Origin of the sequence: Brevibacterium sp. UCMA 11754, from assembly GCF_021532275.1 — a bacterium.
GTDB lineage: Bacteria > Actinomycetota > Actinomycetes > Actinomycetales > Brevibacteriaceae > Brevibacterium.
In genome coordinates, this window is the sequence record NZ_JACBOT010000006.1 from 181,233 (window position 1) to 201,092 (window position 19,860).

The following is a 19,860-nucleotide window of genomic DNA, read 5'->3' on the forward strand; positions in this document are numbered from 1 at the left end:
GGGACCCTAATTTGTTGAGCAATCTATATCTCTTGTAGCGTGACTCATCAAAGGTTCACAGCAGCGTTTGGAGACGATCGTGTCCGCACATGTAGAAGAAATCAAGCAGACTCCGAGGTCTGGGGCTTCCACACGGCCGGCCCGACCGAAGAAGTCAAACGGTCAGTGGAAGATCGACGGTCAGGAACCGTTGAACAAAAATGAAGTCGACAAGGCGGCGGATAACGGGCTCAACGTCCGCACCAGGATCGAAGAGGTGTATTCGAAGGGCGGCTTCGCCTCGATCACCGACGATGATCTGCATGCTCGTTTCCGCTGGTGGGGACTGTATACGCAGCGGAAGCCCGGCATCGATGGCGGTCGCACGGCCAAGCTCGAGCCGCATGAGCTCGAGGATGAGTACTTCATGCTCCGGATCCGCATCGATGGTGGCAAGCTCACCACCGAGCAGCTGCACACCATCGCGGGCATCTCGAACGACTTCGGTCGCGGCAGTGCCGACCTCACCGACCGACAGAACATTCAGCTCCACTGGATCGAAATCGAGAATGTGCCCGAGATCTGGGAGCGCCTCGAATCCGTGGGCCTGCAGACGACCGAGGCCTGCGGCGACGTCCCACGTGTCATCCTCGGTTCTCCCGTGGCGGGCATCGCCGCCGATGAGCTCATCGACCCGACACCGGCGATCGAAGAGATCTCGCGCCGCTACATCGGCGACCCGAGCCTGTCGAACCTGCCCCGCAAGTACAAGACGGCGATCACCGGCCATCCCAGCCAGGACGTCGTCCATGAGATCAACGACTGCTCGTTCGTCGTCGTCGAACATCCCGAGAAGGGCATCGGCTACGACCTGTGGGTCGGCGGAGCCCTGTCGGTGGTTCCCCGATTCGCCGAGCGACTCGGCGTGTGGGTCGCGCCCGACCAGGTCGTCGAGACCTGGCTCGGCGTGACCGAGATCTTCCGCGACTACGGTTTTCGCCGTCTGCGCAACAAGGCACGTCTGAAGTTCCTCCTCGCCGAATGGGGCCCGGAGAAGTTCCGTGAGGTCCTCGAGACCGAGTACCTCGGGTACAAGCTCGCCGACGGTCCCGCCCCGGAGAAGCCTATGACAGCGGGCGATCACGTGGGCGTGCACAAGCAGGCCGACGGAAAGTATTACATCGGAGTCAGCCTCATCGCAGGTCGCGCCTCGGGCACTCTGCTGAATCAGATCGCCGATCTGGCTGAGAAGTTCGGATCCACGCGACTGCGCACGACTCCGCATCAGAAGGTCCTGCTCCTCGATATTGACGAAGCAGACATCGACGAGGTCGTCGCAGGCCTCGATGCCCTCGGCCTCTCCAGCCGTAAGGACCTTTTCCGCCGTTCGACCATGGCCTGCACCGGCATCGAATACTGCAAGCTCGCGATCGTCGAGACTAAGCAGACAGCAGCGGATGCGGTGACGGCGCTCGAAGAGCGCCTCGCGGGTATCGACCTGCCCCACCCGATCAGTCTTCACCTCAACGGTTGCCCGAATTCGTGCGCACGCATTCAGACCGCCGACATCGGGCTCAAGGGCCAGATCGTGACGACCGACGAGGGTGAGCAGGTTCCCGGGTTCCAGGTCCACGTCGGCGGGGGGTTGGCCTCGAAAGACCGCGACGAAGCCGGCCTCGGCCGCACGGTCCGCGGCCTCAAGGTCACGGTCGACAACCTCAGCGACTACGTCGAGAAGCTCGTCCGCCGCTTCCTCGACGGACGCGATGAGACCGAGACGTTCTCCGAATGGGCCCACAGGGTCGAAGACGAGGAGTTGGTATGAGCACCACGGAAACCCGAACCACAGCAGCGCTGCCCACGCCCACCCGCCACCGCCGCGGCATCGAGGAGCTCAAGTCCCTCGCCGAGGCGGGGGCCAAGGAGCTGGCAGGCGATCCCGACAACGGCGTGGCCGAGGCCAACCCGGCCGACGTCATCCGCTGGGTCTCACGCAACTTCGACACCTCCACCTGCGCGGTGGCCTGCTCGATGGCCGATGCGGCCCTGCCGCACTATGTCGCCCAGTACCTGCCCGGCGTCGACGTGCTCTTCCTCGACACCGGCTACCACTTCGCGGAGACCTATTCGACCCGCGACGAGGTGGCCAGGAAAGTCGACGTCAACATCGTCGACGTCCTCCCGGAGCAGACCGTGGCACAGCAGGATGCCCAATTCGGTGCCGAGCTGTTCAACCGCGACCCCGGCCTCTGCTGCGCCCGGCGCAAGGTCGCACCTCTGAAGAAGTCTTTGGCCGGCTACGAACTCTGGTTCACCGGAGTCCGCCGGGACGAAGCACCGACCCGCGCGAATACGCCGCTGGTGACCTTCGATGAGAAGAACGGGCTGGTCAAGATCAACCCCCTGGCCGCCTGGTCCTTCGACGATCTTCTCGACTACGCCGGTGCCTTCGACGTGCCGGTCAATCCACTGCTGTCGCAGGGATATCCATCCATCGGATGCCAGCCCTGCACCAACCCCGTGGCCGAAGGGGAGGACCCCCGTGCCGGCCGTTGGGCTGGAACCTCGAAAACAGAATGCGGGCTGCACGTATGAGCATCGATCACACACCACTGTCCACCCTCGACGTCCTCGAATCCGAAGCGATCCACATCATCCGCGAGGTCGCCGCCGAATTCGAGAAGCCCGTGCTGCTGTTCTCCGGCGGCAAGGACTCCGTCACCGTCCTCCACCTCGCGGCCAAGGCCTTCTGGCCCGCGAAGATCCCGTTCGGACTTCTCCACGTCGACACCGGCCATAACTTCCCGGAGATCCTGAAGTTCCGCGATGAGACCGCCGCGCGCTACGGCATCGACCTGAGCGTGGCGAAGGTCCAGGACTACATCGACGACGGCCGCCTGCGCGAGCGCGCCGATGGAACCCGCAACACCCTGCAGACCCAGCCGCTCATCGACGCGATCGCCGAGGGCGGATACGACGCCGTCTTCGGCGGTGCCCGCCGTGACGAGGACAAGGCCCGCGCCAAGGAGCGCATCTTCTCCCTGCGCGATGAATTCGGCCAGTGGGATCCGAGCAATCAGCGCCCCGAGCTGTGGAACCTCTACAACGGCCGCCACGTCAATGGTGAGCACGTGCGCGTGTTCCCCATCTCGAACTTCACCGAACTCGATGTGTGGAGCTACATCGCCCGGGAGAACATCGCCCTGCCCCACCTCTACTACGCCCACGAGCGCGAGGTCTTCCAGCGCGACGGCATGTGGTGGTCAACGGGTGAGTTCTCGGCCCCGCGGCCCGACGAGTCCGTCATCCGCAAGTCGGTGCGCTATCGCACCGTCGGCGACATGAGCTGCACGGGCGCCGTGGAATCCGACGCCGACGACATCTCCTCGGTCCTCGCCGAGGTGGCTGTGACCACTGTGACAGAACGCGGAGCGACCCGCGCCGACGACCGGATCTCGGCCGCGGCGATGGAAGACCGCAAGAAGGACGGATACTTCTGATGACCACGACACCAGACACCACCGCTGCCACGCAGACGAAGACGCTGCTGCGCTTCGCCACGGCCGGCTCCGTCGACGACGGCAAATCGACGCTCGTGGGTCGACTCCTCCACGATGCGAAGGCAATCCTCGCCGACCAGCTCGAGGCCGTGACACGCACCAGTGAGGAACGCGGCTTCGTCGGCGGCGAATTCGACTTCGCCCTGCTCACCGACGGACTGCGGGCCGAACGGGAACAGGGCATCACGATCGACGTCGCCTACCGCTACTTCGCCACCGACAAACGGTCGTTCATCCTCGCCGACTGCCCCGGACACGTCCAGTACACCCGGAACATGGTCACCGGAGCGACGACCGCCGATGCCGTCGTCGTCCTCATCGACGCACGCACCGGTGCGACAGAGCAGACTCGTCGCCACCTCACCGTCGTCCACCGTCTGGGCATCGGGCACGTCATCCTCGCAATCAACAAGATCGACCTCCTCGACTACGATCAGGTGGCATATGCGAAGGTGAAGGCCGAGATCGAAGCGCTGACGGCTGAGATCGGACTCGACTCGGCTCATCTGATCCCGGTCTCTGCACTGGCAGGTGACAATGTGGCCGAGGCTTCGGCGAACACGCCCTGGTACCAGGGTCCCGCGCTGCTGGAGCTGCTCGAGAACCTGCCCAGCAAGGAAGAGGACACGGCCGACCTCGAGCCCTTCCGCCTCGACGTGCAGTCCGTGCTGCGCCCGCAGGGCGGCCTGGCACCGGGACTCGACCCCGATGACTTCCGCGACTACCGGGCGGTGACCGGCCAGGTCACGTCAGGACGGATCCGCCTCGGCGATGAGATCGAGGTTCATCCGGCCGGTCTGCGAACCACTGTGGTCGGCATCGACACGGCAGATGGTCCGCTGGAGACCGCGGGCGCCCCGCTGTCAGTGGCGCTGCGTCTGGCCGATGACATCGACACCGCGCGCGGCAGCGTCCTCGCCGCTGCCGGAAGCCTGCCCGAACCTCGGAAGGCTCTGCGGGCCGAGGTCTTCCCCTTCACCTCCGAAGGGCTGCGCTCCGGCGACCGGGTGCTCGTCAAGGCTGGCACCTCGACAGTCAAGGCGATCATGACGATCGAATCGAAGCACAACCTGCTGACCGCAGGATCCGAACCCGCCGAGGTGCTCGCCGGCAACGACATCGGCACAGCCCAGGTGAAGCTGGCCACCGCTCTGCCGATCGCGGACTTCCGCGAGCACGGACGCGCGGGCGGCTTCCTCATCATCGATCCGCAGACCGGGTCCACCGTGGCCGCAGGAATCCACACTCCCGAGGACGAAGTGTCATGAGCCTCTTCACTCGTCAGGCACCGGGCAGCGTGCTGCTCATCGGTGCGGGACCCGGTGATCTCGGCCTGCTGACCGTCAAAGGCCTGCGCGCGTTGGAAGCGGCCGAGGTCATCGTGGCGGACCGCCTCGGCGCGCGTTCGGTCATCGACCAGCTCGAGACCGAGCGCGGGGAGTCACTCGAGGCCAAGATCATCGACGTCGGCAAGACCCCGGGGCACCATCCGGTTCCGCAGCAGCGGATCAACGAGATCCTCGTCGAACAGGCTCGCGCCGGGCGCCGTGTGGTCCGACTCAAGGGCGGAGACCCGTTCGTCTTCGGCCGCGGCGGCGAAGAGCTCGCCCACTGCCACGAAGCCGGCGTCGACGTGCAGGTGGTGCCGGGAGTCACGAGTGCGAACTCGGTTCCCGCCGTCGCCGGAATCCCGCTGACTCACAGGGGACTGGCCACCGCGTACACGGTCATCACCGGCCACGATCAGCTCTCCGAACTCGGCGGAGGACGCGACCACACGGTCGTCGTGCTCATGGGCATCGGCACATTGGCGCATTCGGCGATGATCCTGGCCCGCGGCGCCCGCGGGGGAGACTGCCCTGTCGCGATCATCGAAGACGGGTTCGGAGACAACCAGCGGGTCACTGTCGGCACTCTCGATACGATCGCCTTCCAGGCCGCACGCCGAGGTGTCCGCTCACCGGCCGTTGTCATCGCCGGTGACGTAGTGACCCTGAGCCCGTATGCCGTCGGAGCCTTTGCCGCAGCGCAGGTATCCGAGCCAGAACTCATGAGGAACCCATGACCTACATCATCGCCCAGCCCTGCGTCGACCTGAAGGACCGGGCCTGCATCGACGAATGCCCCGTCGACTGCATCTACGAGGGCAGCCGCTCGCTCTACATCCATCCCGAGGAATGCGTCGACTGCGGCGCCTGCGAACCCGTCTGCCCCGTCGAGGCGATCTTCTACGAAGACGACGTCCCCGACGAATGGGAAGCCTACTACTCTGCGAACGTCGACTTCTTCGACACCATCGGATCCCCGGGCGGAGCCGCCGCGCACGGAGTCATCGACGGCGACCACCCCTTGATCGCGGCCCTGCCGCCCCAGAACACCGACGACTGACTGTCCTGAGGAGAACCATGACGACGAATCCCTTCCGCGTGGCCATCGTGGGCGCCGGCCCGGCCGGCATCTACGCTGCCGACCTGCTGACCAAGGCCGAGCGTGACTTCGAGATCAGCATCGATCTCTTCGACCGGCTGCCCACCCCGTTCGGCCTGGTCCGCTACGGGGTGGCCCCCGATCACCCTCGGATCAAGGGCATCATCAATGCCCTCATCAAGGTCCTCGATCGCGGTGACATCCGCCTGTTCTCAAACGTCGAGTACGGTGCCGACATCGCTTTGGGCGAGCTGACGGATCGCTATGACGCGGTGATCTTCTCCACAGGCTGCTTCATCGATGCCTCGTTGAACCTGCCCGGAGTCGATCTCCCCGGCTCCTACGGTGCCGCTGACTTCGTCAACTGGTACGACTCGCATCCGGATGTTGCCCAAACCTGGCCTTTGGACGCTGAGAAGGTTGCGGTCATCGGCAACGGCAACGTCGCTTTGGATGTTGCCCGTGTGCTGGCGAAGCAGGCTGACGATATGCACACGACCGAGATCCCTGATCATGTCTACGAGGGCCTGAAGTCCTCGCGGGTCACAGACGTGCACGTGTTCGGTCGGCGTGGTCCTGCGCAGGCGAAGTTCACCCCCTTGGAGCTGCGCGAACTCGGCCAGGTCAAGGACGTCGACGTCATCGTCTACCCCGAGGACTTCGAGTTCGACGAGGGCTCTCTGGCCGCGATCGAGTCGAGCAATCAGACCAAGCAGGTTGCGAAGACGCTGACCGACTTCACAATGCGTGAGCCTGTTGGGGCCAAGCGCCGTCTGCACCTGCACTTCCTCCACGCGCCGGTGGCTATCCTCGGCGAGGATGCTGTGACCGGCCTGCGCACGGAACGCCAGGAATTGGACGGCACAGGGGGAGTCACGGGCACGGGAGAGTTCATCGACTGGGACGTCACAGCCGTCTATCGCGCCGTCGGCTATGCCGGCACGCCTCTGCCGCAGCTGCCCTTCGACGAGGCCAAACGTGTGATCCCGAATCACGAGGGACGCGTCGTGGACACAGGAGAGCAGGCTTCGGCTGCTGAGGCCGATGTCGTCCAGGGAGTCTACGCGACCGGTTGGATCAAGCGCGGTCCTGTCGGACTCATCGGTCATACGAAGGGCGATGCCCTCGAGACGATCGGTCACATCCTCGACGACCGCGCCGCCGGCGTACTCACCGAACCGCTGTTCCCCGATGAGGACTCGATCGTCGAGCTCCTCGAGTCCAAGGGCGTCGACTTCGCGGACTGGGAGGGCTACCACCGGCTGGAGACCGCGGAGAAGGCATTGGGCGAAGCCGAAGGTCGTGAGCGAGTGAAGCTCGCGACTCGAGAGGCCATGCTGCGTGAGGCCCGTGATCAGGTCAGGAGCGAATCCCACTCCGGCACCTGAGCCGAGTCAGGCGCTGGCGGGAGGGCGTAGGGTCGAGGTGGTCAACAGCCGCCATACAAGGTTCGCACTCGTCAGAGGAGACGCACTGCCGTGATCGACACATCAGCTCGAGTTGCCGTCATCGGCGGCGGAATCGCAGGCGCCTCTGTCGCGTTCGGCCTGGCCTCACGCGAGGTCAGCGTCACCATCGTCGACGACGCCATGGCCGGTCAGGCGACCGCCGCCAGCGCCGGCATCATCGCGCCCTGGGTCTCGACGAGCACCGGCGCCTACTACGAGACCTATGCCGCCGGAGGCAACTTCTACCCGGACTTCCTCAATCGCCTCAGCGCTCTGGGGATCCCCGAGCTGGGATACCGCAGATCCGGTGCGCTCGTCGTCAACTCAGATCCTGTCGTGCTCGCCGAGGCGGCCCGACTCATCCGTGATCGTGCCGCAGGTGCCGGGCCCGTTGCCGGCGAGGTCCACGACATGGACTCTGCGAATCTGCGCGAGATCTTCCCGCCCATCGCCCCGGAGATGACAGGCCTGTTCATCACCGGGGGCGGTCGCGTCGATGGTCGTACCCTGCGCGATGCCATTCTGACCGGAGCGCACGCCTACGGCGCGCGGCTTGTGCACGATTCGGCGAGAACCATCTCCAGCGGACACCGAGGTGGCACGTGGAAGGTGGGGACCACCTCGGCGACGGAGGACTTCGACGCCATCGTCGTCGCTGGTGGAGCCCGGAGCACGGAGATGCTGCAGCGGCTTGGTCATAGTGTGGCGATCACCGCGCAGCGAGGACAGCTGGTTCACCTGGGTCTGCACGCGGTCAACACCTCGCCATGGCCGACTGTGCACCCGCTCGACCACCACTACATCACTCCCTTCGACGGAGGCAGAGTCGTCATCGGCGCTACCCGTGAGGACGGTGTCGGATTCGACGTGCGCGCAACAGCTGCGGGGCAGCATCAGGTGCTTTCCGATGCGCTCAGGATCGCTCCCGGACTCGCAGAGGCCACGGTGGTGGAGACGAGAGTCGGAGTCAGACCCATGTCCACACGCACGAGCGGACTGCCCTATGCCGGGGCTGTCCCCGGTGCGCAAGACCTGTGGCTGGCTTCCGGCTTCGGTGCGGGCGGGCTGACGATGGGGCCGCTCATCGGCGACGCAATCGCCAGAGCGATCCTCGGGCAGCAAGCAGCAGAGATCGCGCACTTGGGCCTATGACCTCGAACGACAGTGCCTTGCTAACCTGAAGCCATGAGCGCGCAGCTGCCCCGAGCCTTTCGGTGGTTCTGGGCGGGCGAAACCGTATCGGGATTCGGCAGCTGGATCACCATCCTGACCCTGCAGGTCATCGTCGTCGACTACCTGCACGCGGGAACCGTCGGCCTGGGCTGGATGAACGCAGCGAGGTGGCTTCCCTATCTCCTCTTGGGCCTCGTGCTGGGTGCGCTCATCGATCGGGTTCGCCGCAGGCCCGTCATGATTGCCAGCGACCTCGTGCGTGCGCTGCTGCTGTGTGCGATTCCGGTGCTGTGGTACCTGGACCTGCTGACTCTGAGCGCGCTGCTTCTGCTTGCCGCGGTTCTGGGAACGGCGACTCTCATCAACGACAGTGCCTCACAGGCCTTCGTGCCCCGTCTCATTCCGACACGGAGCCTGCAGTCTGCCCATGCCAGGATCGACGGGACCAACGCCGTCGCTGAGACGGCCGGTCCGGCCATCGGCGGTGCGCTGCTCGCGGTCGTCGCGGCGCCGTTCGCTGTGCTCGTCAACGTAGGCACCTTCCTGTTCTCGGCAGTCGTCGTCTCTCTCATCCACGTTGAGGAGCCGAGCCGATCGCGGGCCGATGATTCGGCCCAGCCGAACCTGCGCCGGGAGATCGGGGCCGGGCTGAAGTGGGTCTATTCGACCCCGAGCCTGAGAGATCTCGCCGTATGGACCCATGTGTGGTTCGCCGCACAGGCTATCCTCGCCGCGGTCACCGCAGACTACTTCCTCAACGACATCGGCATCGACGCCTTCTGGTTCGGCATCGTCATGGCCGGCAGCGGCACAGGCGGAATGATCGGAGCCCTGAGCTCTCGTGCGGCGGGGGAGAAGCTGGGCAATGGACGAGCCGTGATCCTCGCGCATGTGTGCTCGGCTTGCGGAGTACTCGTCCTCTTGGCGGCAACGGTCAGCGCCGTAACGGTGCCCGTCCTCTTCGTCGGAGTCTTCCTCCACGGATTCGGCATCGGGCTGAGCAACTCCCACGAAATGGCCTACCGGCAGTCGATCACTCCCGACGGCTTCCAGGCGCGGACGAACACGACGATGCGATCGACGAATCGCGCAGTCGTGGTCATCGTGTCGCCGCTGGCCGGAATCCTCGCTGCCGCCGCGAGCTCTGAACTCGCGCTGATCATCGCCGCTGGGATCTTCACCCTGGCCGCTGGCGGCCTGTGGTTCTCGCCGTTTCGCACGGTGCGAATCGACACCTGAAGCACAGGGCAGCCGCCAGATGCACAGCGCTCCGGAGAAATCAGTCGACGATCGGTGCGCTGATTGCTTTCGCCAGGGCGTCGAAGGCCCGAATCGTGGGGAACAGTTTGGCAGCATCCTGCGGCAGGCCCCAGCTGGAGAGCTTGACGCCGACGAAGTTGGCTCCCGGGTTCATGTAGATCATCTGCCCGTGGATGCCCAAGGCGAGGAAGGCGTGCGAATCCGGGAAAGGGAACCAGAACTGGTTGTGATACATCCCGCCGGGCATCCGATTGTCATCGGGACCGTCGGCGAAGGCCTTCCTGGTGTCCGCGTCACCGGTGAGCGTGTCCCCGACCCACGAGGTCGGCACCACCTGTTCACCGGTGAGGGAGACTCCCCGGTTCGCATACAGGTAGCCGAAGCGAGCGAGGTCGCGCAGAGTGGTGTTGATGCCACCGTCGAACATGCCCACACCGTATTGGTCGGTGGCGATGAGCGCATCGCGTTCGGCTCCGATCCGCGACCACAGCACGCGCGACATGAGGACCTGCATGCTCTCACCGGCGACCTTCTCGCACACCCAGCCCAGCACATCGGTCTCACACGAGCGGTATTCGTAGACCCCGCCGTGCTCGGACTTCGCCTCCAGCGTGGTCAGGAACTCATACATGCCTTTGGCCTGGCCCTCGGGGTTCGTCTCGGACCAGCCGATCGACTCCTCGATCTGCCTGACCTCTGACTTCGGGTCGAGGTAGTTCTCCGAGAACTTGATTCCCGAGCGCATGTCGAGGATGTGACGCACCGTGGCCCCGGCATATCCGGAGGATGCGAGGTCGGGGACGTAGTCGGTGACCAGACGGTTCGGATCGAGATCCCCGGCGCCCACGAGCACACCGGCCACCGTGCCCACGAGTGATTTGCTCACCGACATCAGCAGGTGTTCGGTCTCCGGGCGCATCGTGGAGAAGTACTCCTCCGTGAGCACCGTGCCGTTGTGCATGACCATCCACGCATCCGTGTCGCTGGTCTCGATGACGCTGCGCACGCTGCGAGCCTCGGAGAACTCGGTCTTCGGAACCTCGATGCTGCCCAGGTCCTGCAGCTCCACGGGCAGTTCTGCCACAGGTCCGGCCCCGCGGGAGATCGGCGTCGTGGGCAGCACCTGATCGACGTGCTGGAAGGACCAGCGAACGTTATCGGCATCCTGCCAGTTGTCCTTGTCGATGACGGGGGCGACGGGCACAGCATTGTCCGGCGACGTCTCGGTCACTCTCCACCTCTTCGAATTCGTCTCGTGCAGTCTGCGGCATTTGCGTCAGTCCGTGATGAGATTACCACCAGGGATGTCAATCGCCCTTTGCTCCGGGGCCGCCCAGAGCAGGTGAGGGATCCTCCACAGCAACAGGCACACCGGCGTACATCGCACGGATCGAATCGATGAAGTGCTTGGCCCGAATGCTCAGTGCGTTCGGACCCCCGGCCTTGGTCTGCAGGGGGTTCTTCGTCACGAGCACACCGAGGTCGGCGCCCTTCCACCGGTATTCGCCGGCCCCGAAGATGCGCAGGAAGAACACCTCACTGCCGTTCTGCAGGGGATGCCAGTCGAGCGCGGCGCGTTTGTAGGTCAGAGTCCCGTACTGGTCGAGGAAGTACTGACCGGTCAGCGGTGAGTGCGTGATGTACTCCGTGATGTCAGCGGTCTCCTTGATGACCATCTGGCTCCACTCATCAGCCCCGGAGAGCTCTTCCCACCGCTCATTGATCTCATCGACGTCGAGATCGAACTCGACGTCGATGTATTCGAGCAGATGGAACAGGAACAGCGGCACGTCGGCATAGGCACCGGCGGTGACGTTGGTGATCGCAGAGGCTCCTGAGATGCGCGGGTTGAGTTCGCCGAGCCAGACATCATCGGTGTCGAGATCGACGAGCACATCGACCTCGAAGAAGCCGCGGTAACCGCGCATGCGCAGTCCCTCACCCATGCGTCGCACCAGTTCCCTGGCGCGAGTGCGCTGGTCTGCCGTGAGCACATCGGGGGTCATCTCATTGCCGCACCAGCCGCCCTTGTACGGAGTGAGCTCGGCGAAGCCGGCCAGTTCAGTGAGGAACGGGCCGACGACGACTCCGCTGCTGGTGATCACCGCCTCCACCGCCACGGGCGTGTTGTTGATGCGCTTCATGATCTTCAGCTGCTCGCCGATGATGTCGTGCTTGTGCCGGTTCCAGTCCTCCTCGGCGGCGATGAAGAACGTCGTCTTCCCCGAATCCCCGTAGGGGGTCTGGACGACGAGGTCGGTGCCCAGGTTCTCCTTCTCGGCCTCGGCGTTGAGCTGCGCATACGTGTCGGCCGTGGTGAGCACATTGGGCACGGAGAAGGCCCCGGCCTCATTGCCGAGCTTCGTCGTCTCGATCTTCGAATCGAGCTGGTTGCGCAGCGTCGCCGAGGGCAGGATGAGGTCGTAGCCGAGTTCGCGGCAGATCCGCTCGGTCTCCTCGTCGAAGAAGACCATTGCCACCTTGGGTCGCTCACCGTGGGGCACATTCGTCGTCATATGGGCGCGCACCTCGGCGTTGAGGAGGAGCCAGTTGTTGATCGCCTCACCACTGTCGAATTCGACGAACGGCTTGTAACGCGGGGAGAACACGCGGGGGTGCCCGCCGTCCCATCCGTCGTAGTACGTGATGTAGGAGAAGTTCCGGACCCAGCGGTCGAGGCCGAGCAGGTTGAATGGGGTCGCACCGATGAAATAGATCGGCGTGATGTTGGTGCGGAAGAAGTGGCGGACCTCGGAGATGTTGCGCAGCGGCCGTCGGATCTGGACCCGTTCGGCCTCCTTGCCCGCATAGGCGGCATCGGTGCCGACATGGACTTCGACATCTGCCGGATCCGGCGCCGAGGTGGAAGCTGGGGTGGGCGCGGGCGCCGGCACTGCCTGAGGCGGGGCGGTTGCGGCATCGGGGATGCGAGCCTCTGTCGAGTTGACTGGTCGACCGGTGCCGGGAACCGCGACAGCGTCCTTGACAACACGCCTGTTCGCGCCTGCTCCCGTGCCGGTCGGCGTGCCCGACCCGTCCGTGTTCCCAGTCGTCGTCGACGGGGTTGGGTCTGCAGGATTGTTCGTCATGGCACTGCTCCTTGTCAATACATCTGGGCTAACTGCTCGCAGTCACCTGAGTCGTCCGCCCGCTTCATCGCGGCGATGATTCGGATGCCGAACGTCAAACGTGATGTGGGCAACAACCTATACCAGTTTTCGGTGGCTGAGGACGATGGTGCATCAATTGGATGAACCCGATGCGAATTCGCGGTCAAATCCGAGGTAGAACGTACCAGTCGGGTGAATTCCCCTCGCGTGGTGAGGGGCCGCTAGGCTGGGATCACCACGTCTTTTCGAAAGAGAGTCACTATGCCGGTGAATACCGATAAGCAGGGAACGAGCTATTCTCTGCCACGCCCCTATGAGGTGTCGCGGGAGGCGGTCGCGGAATTCGCGCTGGCCACCAACGCGAAGGCCGACTACCACTTCGAGACCGAGGCAGCGACCGCCCTTGGCTATCACGACGTCGTGGCACCGACCACTTTCGCCGTGATCATCGCGCAGAAGTCCGAAGCGGCCTACATCAGTGACCCCGAGTCCGGCATCGACTTCTCCAAGGTCGTTCACGGTTCGGAGCAGTTCAGCATCACCCGGCCCATCGTCGCCGGTGACAGCCTGGACGCCACGACCCACGTCGACGGCGTGCGCGCGTCGGGACCCAACGCCATGATCACCACCCGCACAGAGATCACCGACGCCGCCGAACAGCCTGTCGTCACAGTGAGCTCGACCATCGTTGTGAGAGGAGACGGAGAATGAGCGTCACCGACTTCTCCCAACTGACCATCGGAGACACCGTCGTCGAAGCCGAGATCCCCCTGTCGCGAGCATCGCTCGTCGACTACGCGGGCGCCTCAGGCGATCACAACCCGATCCATTGGTCCGAACGCTTCGCCACCGAGGTGGGTCTTGAGGGAGTCATCGCCCACGGCATGCTCTCGATGGCCGTCGTTATCGCCCCCATCGTCGAATGGATCGGCGATCCGGGCGCGATCGTCGACTACCGGACACGGTTCTCCGCGCCGGTGCTCGTCCCCGACGCCGAATCCGGCACACCGGCCACACCCACCGCCACCCTGTCGATGACCGCGGTGGTCGGGGCCGTCGACGGAGCTGTGGGGACCGCCCGCATCGACGTCACGGTGAAGTCCGGTGACCAGGATGTGCTCAGCCGCACCCAGATCCGAGTCTCGCGGTGACGAAGGATCTGGCAGAGTTCACGACGTTCCACCTCGGCGGCCCAACAGCCAGGCTGCATATCGCCGAGACCAGGGACGATCTCGTTGACTTCTCTCGTGAACATCCCCTGAGTCTGTCGGCTCACCCCGCGGCCGATGTCCTCTTCATCGGCGGCGGATCGAACCTCCTCATCTCCGACGCCGGCTTCGACGCCGACGTGTGCGTGGTCGCCACCAAGGGTGTGACGATGACCGATACCTCGGAGACCGAAACCCGTGTCACCGCCGAGGCGGGGGAGAACTGGGACGAATTCGTCGCCTTCACCCTCGGCTGCGGTCTCTCGGGTCTCGAGGCCCTGTCCGGAATCCCCGGCTCCGTCGGAGCGACTCCGATCCAGAACGTGGGCGCCTACGGAACAGAGGTCGCCGAACTCATCACCTCGGTCGAGGTATTCGATCGCCTCGCCGGTCAGGTCCGTCACCTCAGCGCCGCCGAACTCGAGTTCGGCTACCGCACCTCGGTGCTCAAACGTGCGCAGCAGAGAACGGGCACTGCCCAGTACCTGGTGCTGTCGGTGACCTTCGATCTGCATCGCAGCCCGGACTCCCTGCCGGTGCGCTACGCACAACTCGCCTCGGCATTGGACGTCGAGATCGGAGAGTCGGTGCCGGCTACGCTGGTGCGCACCAGCGTCATCTCCCTGCGCAGGTCCAAAGGCATGGTTGTGGACCCAGACGACCACGACACCTGGTCAGCTGGTTCCTTCTTCACGAACCCGATCGTCGACGACCCCGCCGAGCTGCCCGCCGAGGCACCCCGCTACCCGGTCACCGATCCACTGAGCGGATCGACGATCGAGGGACGGACGAAGACCTCGGCCGCTTGGCTGATCGAACATGCGGGATTCTCCAAAGGCTTCAGCGTCGGAGAGGGTCGGGCAAGCCTGTCGACCAAACACACCTTGGCATTGACGAATCGCGGCCGGGCGGCAACGGACGACGTCCTCGAACTCGCCCGCGCCGTGGTCGACGGGGTGAATGAGAAGTTCGGCATCGTCCTCGAGCCTGAACCCACGTTCATCGCCTGCTCGCTCTGAGACCGTGTCCTGAAATGCAGCCTGTGTCGCCCCGTCGGAGAACCTCAGCCCTGCTGATCCTCATTGCCGTGGTCGCAGCCGTGACCCTGCCATGGGCGCTCCTGTCTGCACGTGCTGATCTCAGCTTCGGCCCGCATGAGGCCCGTTATCAGATCACAGCAGACTCCCGGCTGACCGTTGACTTCGGTCCGCTGGGCAAACTGCTCGTCCCCGCAGACGACTATCTGCCGCTGGGGCTGGGACTGACCGTCGACATCGGTCAGATCCCGGTCTCCGGAGCAGACGAGGACGACTCCCACACAGGTGCCTCCGAACGGCGTTCTGACAGAGATTCCTCCGATGGATCTGAGCAGGGAGCCGGGGGAGGAGCGGTCGATGCCCTGGGCGGCGACATCGCGTCCTACGCTTCCCTGTTCTCAGCCCCACAGGCACAGGTCAACGAGGTCGTCGACGGCTTGACCACAGAGATCCTGGCCCGGTGGGCCCTGGCCGTCTGCCTCATCAGCGGCGTGATCGTGGCCATGGCGTTCATCCTCGGACCCGTTCGGCTCGCCGGGATCGGGAGGGCCTTCGTCGGAAAGGAGCTCATCGGCATCGGCCTGGTCACCATTCTCGTCCTGGCAAGTGTCGGCACAGCAGTCCTCACCCGCCCCAAGCCTCTCGACGCCGATCCCGCCTTCGACGGCACCCCACTGGCCGGTGCACAGGTCACGGGCCGCCTCGGCGGGGTCATCGATGCCGCGTTCACGGCGGTCAAGGACTTCTCCGACGACAACGACGCCTTCTACGACCAAGTGCTGGAGAACCTGCGCGCCAAATGGACCACGCGCCCCCAGACCGGCAACTGGTCGGATCAGGGGATGGTGCCTCGCCCGGGCGGGGACGAGGACGGGCTGAACGCAGACGTATCGACATTCGTGTTCGGCTCGGACCTGCACTGCAACATCGGCATGGCCCGGGTTGTCGGCGCGGTGACTCGGATGAGCGATGCCGATGCCTACATCGACGGGGGAGACGTGACGATGACGGGCACCTCGGCGGAGAACTACTGCTTCGACGTGCTCGACGACGAGCTGCCTGACAAGCTGCCGCGGATGATCGTCAAGGGCAACCATGACTCCGCCGAAACCACGAATCACGCGAGAAGCCAGGGCTGGAAGGTCCTCGACGACACGAGTGCGACGATGAGCGGAGTGACGTTCTTCGGCGGGCCCGACCCCCGTCGGACCGTGTTCGGATCGGGGCCGGAGCTTGAGACCGATCTCACCGCCGATCAGTACGCGCAGAGGCTCAACGACGAGGCCTGCGCGAGCGACTTCGACATCATGCTCATCCACGATGCGCGGATCGGGGCCCCGTCACTGCGCTCCGGATGTGCGCAGTACAGCCTCAGCGGACACTGGCACAGACGAGTCGGCCCGGAGACCCTGGGCAGCGGAGTCCGCTATGTGAGTTCGACGACAGGCGGCGCCCTGGCGAACGCCCTGACCCCGGGGCCGCTGAAGATGGACGCGGAGCTGAGCATCGTGCGCGTGGACAATCGGACCAAACGGCCCATAGACGTCCAGATCGTCACTGTCAGCCCCGACAAGACGGTCACGATCGAGCCGTGGAAGACCTTCCCGGAGCCGGTGCCGCTGGTCGCTCAGCCGCCGCAGACACAGCCGGCGAACGAGGAGGAATAGGGGTGAGGAAGTCGAGTTCGGACAGGTATGGGAGCCCGGTTCGACTAACGGCGGTCACAGACGGTATGCTCGTTTCTCGTGGTTGGACACAACTCGGGGAACACGAATCGAGGGTGTCGAATCGAAGGGGTGTGGCGCAATTGGTAGCGCAACGGTCTCCAAAACCGTAGGTTGCAGGTTCGAGTCCTGTCACCCCTGCGCAGTTGATATCTGCTTGAGTCATATCGGCGAAACGCCGTCCTCGACGGGCTTGAACAATTGTGCTGTCCCAATGGAAACCGACCGAGTGAGGATGTGTGGAAGACACACCGGCAAAGAAGACTGGAGATAAGCCCAAAGGCACCAGTCGTAAGCAGCTCGGGTTCTTCGGACGAATCCTGCAGTTCTTCCGCGAGGTCATCGCGGAGCTGAAGAAGGTCGTCACCCCGACACGTAAGCAACTGGTCAACTACACCCTGGTTGTGCTGGGCTTCATCCTCTTCATGATGCTTCTCGTGGTAGTTCTCGACCTCGTGTTCGGCAAGCTCGTCGGATTCGTCTTCGGCGGAACACCGCTGTGGCCATTGTGGTGACTCACCCCCAGCGGTGATCACTTGGATTTCAAACACGTTGCAGACCCTTCACTCCCATATGGGAATCACTACACGCGAAGCGAGGAATTGATCGGTGTCGGATACCAGTTCACCTGAGCAGGAAACCCCTGAGACACAGAACGCCACTCCAGAGGAGTCGAGCGTTGCACCAGTGGTGGAAGACGTCGAGAACGAAACCTCCGCTGTGAGCGCCGACGACGCGCTGGTGGCAGACGCACCCGCTGACGAGGCTGTCTCTGAAGAGGCACCTGCCGACGACAGTGCCGCAGCCGACTCGGATGAGGTTGCCTCAGGCGATGACGAAGCCGCCGAAGACGCCGAGACGGATGAGGCAGCTGCCGCCGACGAGGTCGACCCGGCCGAAGAGTTCAAGTCGGAACTGCGTATGCAGGAGGGTGACTGGTACGTCATCCATTCCTACGCAGGCTACGAGAACCGCGTCAAGCAGAACCTTGAGAACCGTTCCATCAGCCTCAACCTCGAAGAGTTCATCTTCGAGTCCCAGGTGCCGATGGAAGATGTCGTCGAGATCAAGAACGGCCAGCGCAAGCAGGTCCGTCGCGTGCGCATTCCGGGCTACGTGCTGGTGCGCATGGAACTCACCGATGAGTCATGGGGCGCGGTTCGCCACACCCCGGGCGTGACCGGATTCGTGGGCAACGCCTACGACCCGACTCCTCTGTCCATCGACGAGGTCTTCACGATGCTCGCTCCGATCTTCGAAGAGCGCCAGGCCGAAGCCGCTGCCGCCGAAGGTGTGCAGGCCGAGCAGGCCGCGAAATCCGCCCCCATCACCGAGGTGGAGTACGAGGTCGGCGAGTCCGTGCTCGTCAAGGAAGGTTCCTTCGAGGGTCACCCCGCAACTATCCAGGAGATCCGTCCGGAATCACAGAAGCTCACCGTGCTGCTGTCGATCTTCGAACGCGACGTTCCCGTCGAGCTCAGCTTCGACCAGGTGTCCAAGCTCTGAGCAGATTTTCACAGTAGGAAAGGGCCCGGTGATCTCCGGGCCCTTTCGCCATTCACGCCCAGTGATGCCTGTCACCGACATTTGCTCCAGGGTCTGCAGGCATGGAATACTGGTGTGGTTTGATCTCGGTTCCCATCGGAAGCCGATTTCGGACGATGCGCCGTATTTCTCTGGCGCATCGAAACTTCAAGATTAAGGACCGAATATGCCTCCCAAGAAAAAGGTAGCCGGCCTCGTCAAGCTCCAGATTCAGGCAGGTGCCGCTAACCCGGCCCCTCCGATTGGTCCGGCGCTTGCCCAGCACGGCGTCAACATCATGGAATTCTGCAAGGCCTATAACGCCGCAACAGAGTCCCAGCGCGGGAACATCGTTCCCGTCGAGATCACGGTGTTCGAAGATCGTTCGTTCACCTTCATTCTCAAGACCCCACCGGCTGCAGAACTCATCAAAAAGGCTGCAGGCGTGAAGTCAGGCTCGGCTACTCCTCACACCGACAAGGTGGCTCACCTGAGCGCCGACCAGGTTCGCGAGATCGCCACCACGAAGATGCCTGACCTCAACGCCAATGACCTGGATCAGGCTGACCGCATCGTCGCCGGCACCGCTCGCTCCATGGGCGTGACCACCGACATCGAGGTCTGAGACCAGTTATTTCACTGTGGTAGGGCTCGCGCAGCCCGCACCACGACTGCAAGGAGAGAAGCAGATGGCAAAGCGTTCAAAGGCCTATCAGGCCGCGGCAGAGAAGATCGCCGCAGATGTGACATACGAACCGGCTCAGGCAATCGCCCTGGCCAAAGAGACCACAGTGGCGAAGTACGATGCCACAGTCGAGGTCGCCCTCCGCCTGGGTGTCGACCCACGTAAGGCGGACCAGATGGTGCGCGGCACCGTCAACCTTCCGCATGGTACCGGTAAGACCGCTCGGGTCCTGGTGTTCGCTGCCGGCGACCGTGCAGAAGCTGCCCGTGAAGCAGGTGCTGACTTCGTCGGCTCCGATGACCTGCTGGAGAAGGTGGCCAACGGCTTCACCGACTTCGACTCGGCTGTTGCCACCCCTGACATGATGGGCAAGGTCGGACGTCTGGGTAAGGTTCTGGGTCCACGTGGCCTGATGCCGAACCCCAAGACCGGCACCGTGACCATGGATGTCGCCAAGGCCGTGACCGAGATCAAGGGCGGAAAGATCGAATTCCGCGTCGACAAGCACTCGAACCTGCACTTCATCATCGGAAAGGTCTCCTTCTCCGAGGAAGCACTGCAGCAGAACTTCGATGCAGCGATCGAAGAGGTTCTTCGTCTGAAGCCGAGTTCCTCGAAGGGCCGCTACATTTCGAAGGCAACCGTGACGACATCGAACGGTCCTGCCGTTCCGATCGACGGTTCATCGATGCGCGTGGTCTGATCTCTTTGAGGGGTTGAACCGC

Annotated in this window: 19 protein-coding genes and 1 tRNA gene; 18 read left to right on the top strand and 2 right to left on the bottom strand. The window is 64.0% G+C overall.

Annotation, left to right across the window (positions count from 1 at the left end; genetic code table 11):
* Window positions 1-79: 79 nt before the first annotated feature.
* From HX613_RS03415 to HX613_RS03455, 9 genes are all read left to right on the top strand, one after another.
* The gene (locus HX613_RS03415) at window positions 80-1,804 is read left to right on the top strand and encodes a nitrite/sulfite reductase (RefSeq protein ID WP_442862583.1); all 1,725 of its coding nucleotides are present in this window, start codon (window positions 80-82) and stop codon (window positions 1,802-1,804) included.
* Window positions 1,801-2,574, top strand: coding sequence for a phosphoadenylyl-sulfate reductase (locus tag HX613_RS03420; RefSeq protein ID WP_235344082.1), 774 nt, complete (start codon window positions 1,801-1,803; stop codon window positions 2,572-2,574). The genes HX613_RS03415 and HX613_RS03420 overlap by 4 nt, the downstream gene beginning before the upstream one ends.
* Window positions 2,571-3,479, top strand: a complete 909-nt coding sequence (gene cysD / locus HX613_RS03425; protein WP_235344083.1) for a sulfate adenylyltransferase subunit CysD — start codon at window positions 2,571-2,573, stop codon at window positions 3,477-3,479. The genes HX613_RS03420 and cysD overlap by 4 nt, the downstream gene beginning before the upstream one ends.
* Complete coding sequence (locus HX613_RS03430; protein ID WP_235344084.1) at window positions 3,479-4,807, top strand: sulfate adenylyltransferase subunit 1; 1,329 nt, start codon at window positions 3,479-3,481, stop codon at window positions 4,805-4,807. Before cysD ends, HX613_RS03430 begins: the two co-directional genes overlap by 1 nt.
* Entirely contained in the window at window positions 4,804-5,604 is an 801-nt protein-coding gene (cobA, locus tag HX613_RS03435; RefSeq protein ID WP_235344085.1) for a uroporphyrinogen-III C-methyltransferase, read from the top strand. Before HX613_RS03430 ends, cobA begins: the two co-directional genes overlap by 4 nt.
* The gene (gene fdxA, locus HX613_RS03440; RefSeq protein WP_235344086.1) at window positions 5,601-5,927 is read left to right on the top strand and encodes a ferredoxin; all 327 of its coding nucleotides are present in this window, start codon (window positions 5,601-5,603) and stop codon (window positions 5,925-5,927) included. The genes cobA and fdxA overlap by 4 nt, the downstream gene beginning before the upstream one ends.
* Window positions 5,928-5,944: 17 nt before the next feature.
* Window positions 5,945-7,354 carry an FAD-dependent oxidoreductase gene (locus HX613_RS03445; RefSeq protein ID WP_235344087.1) on the top strand — a complete coding sequence of 470 codons (1,410 nt, stop codon included), beginning with the start codon at window positions 5,945-5,947 and terminating at the stop codon, window positions 7,352-7,354.
* Window positions 7,355-7,444: 90 nt separating this feature from the next.
* Window positions 7,445-8,566: an NAD(P)/FAD-dependent oxidoreductase gene (locus HX613_RS03450; protein WP_235344088.1), complete on the top strand. Its 1,122-nt coding sequence runs from the start codon at window positions 7,445-7,447 to the stop codon at window positions 8,564-8,566.
* A gap of 33 nt (window positions 8,567-8,599) precedes the next feature.
* A complete protein-coding gene (locus HX613_RS03455) occupies window positions 8,600-9,826 on the top strand; it encodes an MFS transporter (protein ID WP_235344089.1) in 1,227 nt (408 codons plus the stop codon).
* A gap of 40 nt (window positions 9,827-9,866) precedes the next feature.
* Here HX613_RS03455 and HX613_RS03460 read toward each other — a convergent pair whose 3' ends face one another.
* Both HX613_RS03460 and HX613_RS03465 read right to left on the bottom strand, forming a co-directional pair.
* The gene (locus tag HX613_RS03460) at window positions 9,867-11,078 is read right to left on the bottom strand and encodes a serine hydrolase domain-containing protein (RefSeq protein WP_235344090.1); all 1,212 of its coding nucleotides are present in this window, start codon (window positions 11,076-11,078) and stop codon (window positions 9,867-9,869) included.
* 76 nt (window positions 11,079-11,154) lie between these two features.
* Entirely contained in the window at window positions 11,155-12,936 is a 1,782-nt protein-coding gene (locus HX613_RS03465) for a biotin carboxylase (protein ID WP_235344091.1), read from the bottom strand.
* 282 nt (window positions 12,937-13,218) lie between these two features.
* Between HX613_RS03465 and HX613_RS03470 the strand changes: the two genes are divergently transcribed.
* The 9 genes from HX613_RS03470 to rplA all read left to right on the top strand — a co-directional run bounded on the left by HX613_RS03470 (window position 13,219) and on the right by rplA (window position 19,838).
* Window positions 13,219-13,668 carry an FAS1-like dehydratase domain-containing protein gene (locus tag HX613_RS03470; RefSeq protein WP_235344092.1) on the top strand — a complete coding sequence of 150 codons (450 nt, stop codon included), beginning with the start codon at window positions 13,219-13,221 and terminating at the stop codon, window positions 13,666-13,668.
* The gene (locus tag HX613_RS03475; protein WP_204234756.1) at window positions 13,665-14,108 is read left to right on the top strand and encodes a MaoC/PaaZ C-terminal domain-containing protein; all 444 of its coding nucleotides are present in this window, start codon (window positions 13,665-13,667) and stop codon (window positions 14,106-14,108) included. Before HX613_RS03470 ends, HX613_RS03475 begins: the two co-directional genes overlap by 4 nt.
* A complete protein-coding gene (locus tag HX613_RS03480) occupies window positions 14,105-15,184 on the top strand; it encodes a UDP-N-acetylmuramate dehydrogenase (RefSeq protein ID WP_235344093.1) in 1,080 nt (359 codons plus the stop codon). The genes HX613_RS03475 and HX613_RS03480 overlap by 4 nt, the downstream gene beginning before the upstream one ends.
* Before the next feature lie 23 nt (window positions 15,185-15,207).
* Window positions 15,208-16,869: a metallophosphoesterase family protein gene (locus HX613_RS03485; RefSeq protein WP_235344094.1), complete on the top strand. Its 1,662-nt coding sequence runs from the start codon at window positions 15,208-15,210 to the stop codon at window positions 16,867-16,869.
* Between the two features lie 125 nt (window positions 16,870-16,994).
* Window positions 16,995-17,067 (top strand) — tRNA-Trp (locus tag HX613_RS03490).
* A 98-nt stretch (window positions 17,068-17,165) separates the two neighbouring features.
* Window positions 17,166-17,441, top strand: a complete 276-nt coding sequence (gene secE, locus HX613_RS03495) for a preprotein translocase subunit SecE (protein ID WP_198398455.1) — start codon at window positions 17,166-17,168, stop codon at window positions 17,439-17,441.
* A 94-nt stretch (window positions 17,442-17,535) separates the two neighbouring features.
* Window positions 17,536-18,432 (top strand): transcription termination/antitermination protein NusG, encoded by an 897-nt coding sequence (gene nusG / locus HX613_RS03500; protein WP_235344095.1) that lies wholly within the window; start codon window positions 17,536-17,538, stop codon window positions 18,430-18,432.
* A gap of 205 nt (window positions 18,433-18,637) precedes the next feature.
* Window positions 18,638-19,075: a 50S ribosomal protein L11 gene (rplK, locus tag HX613_RS03505; protein ID WP_198398453.1), complete on the top strand. Its 438-nt coding sequence runs from the start codon at window positions 18,638-18,640 to the stop codon at window positions 19,073-19,075.
* Window positions 19,076-19,139: 64 nt separating this feature from the next.
* Window positions 19,140-19,838 carry a 50S ribosomal protein L1 gene (gene rplA / locus HX613_RS03510; RefSeq protein ID WP_143921973.1) on the top strand — a complete coding sequence of 233 codons (699 nt, stop codon included), beginning with the start codon at window positions 19,140-19,142 and terminating at the stop codon, window positions 19,836-19,838.
* The last annotated feature ends 22 nt before the right edge of the window (window positions 19,839-19,860 follow it).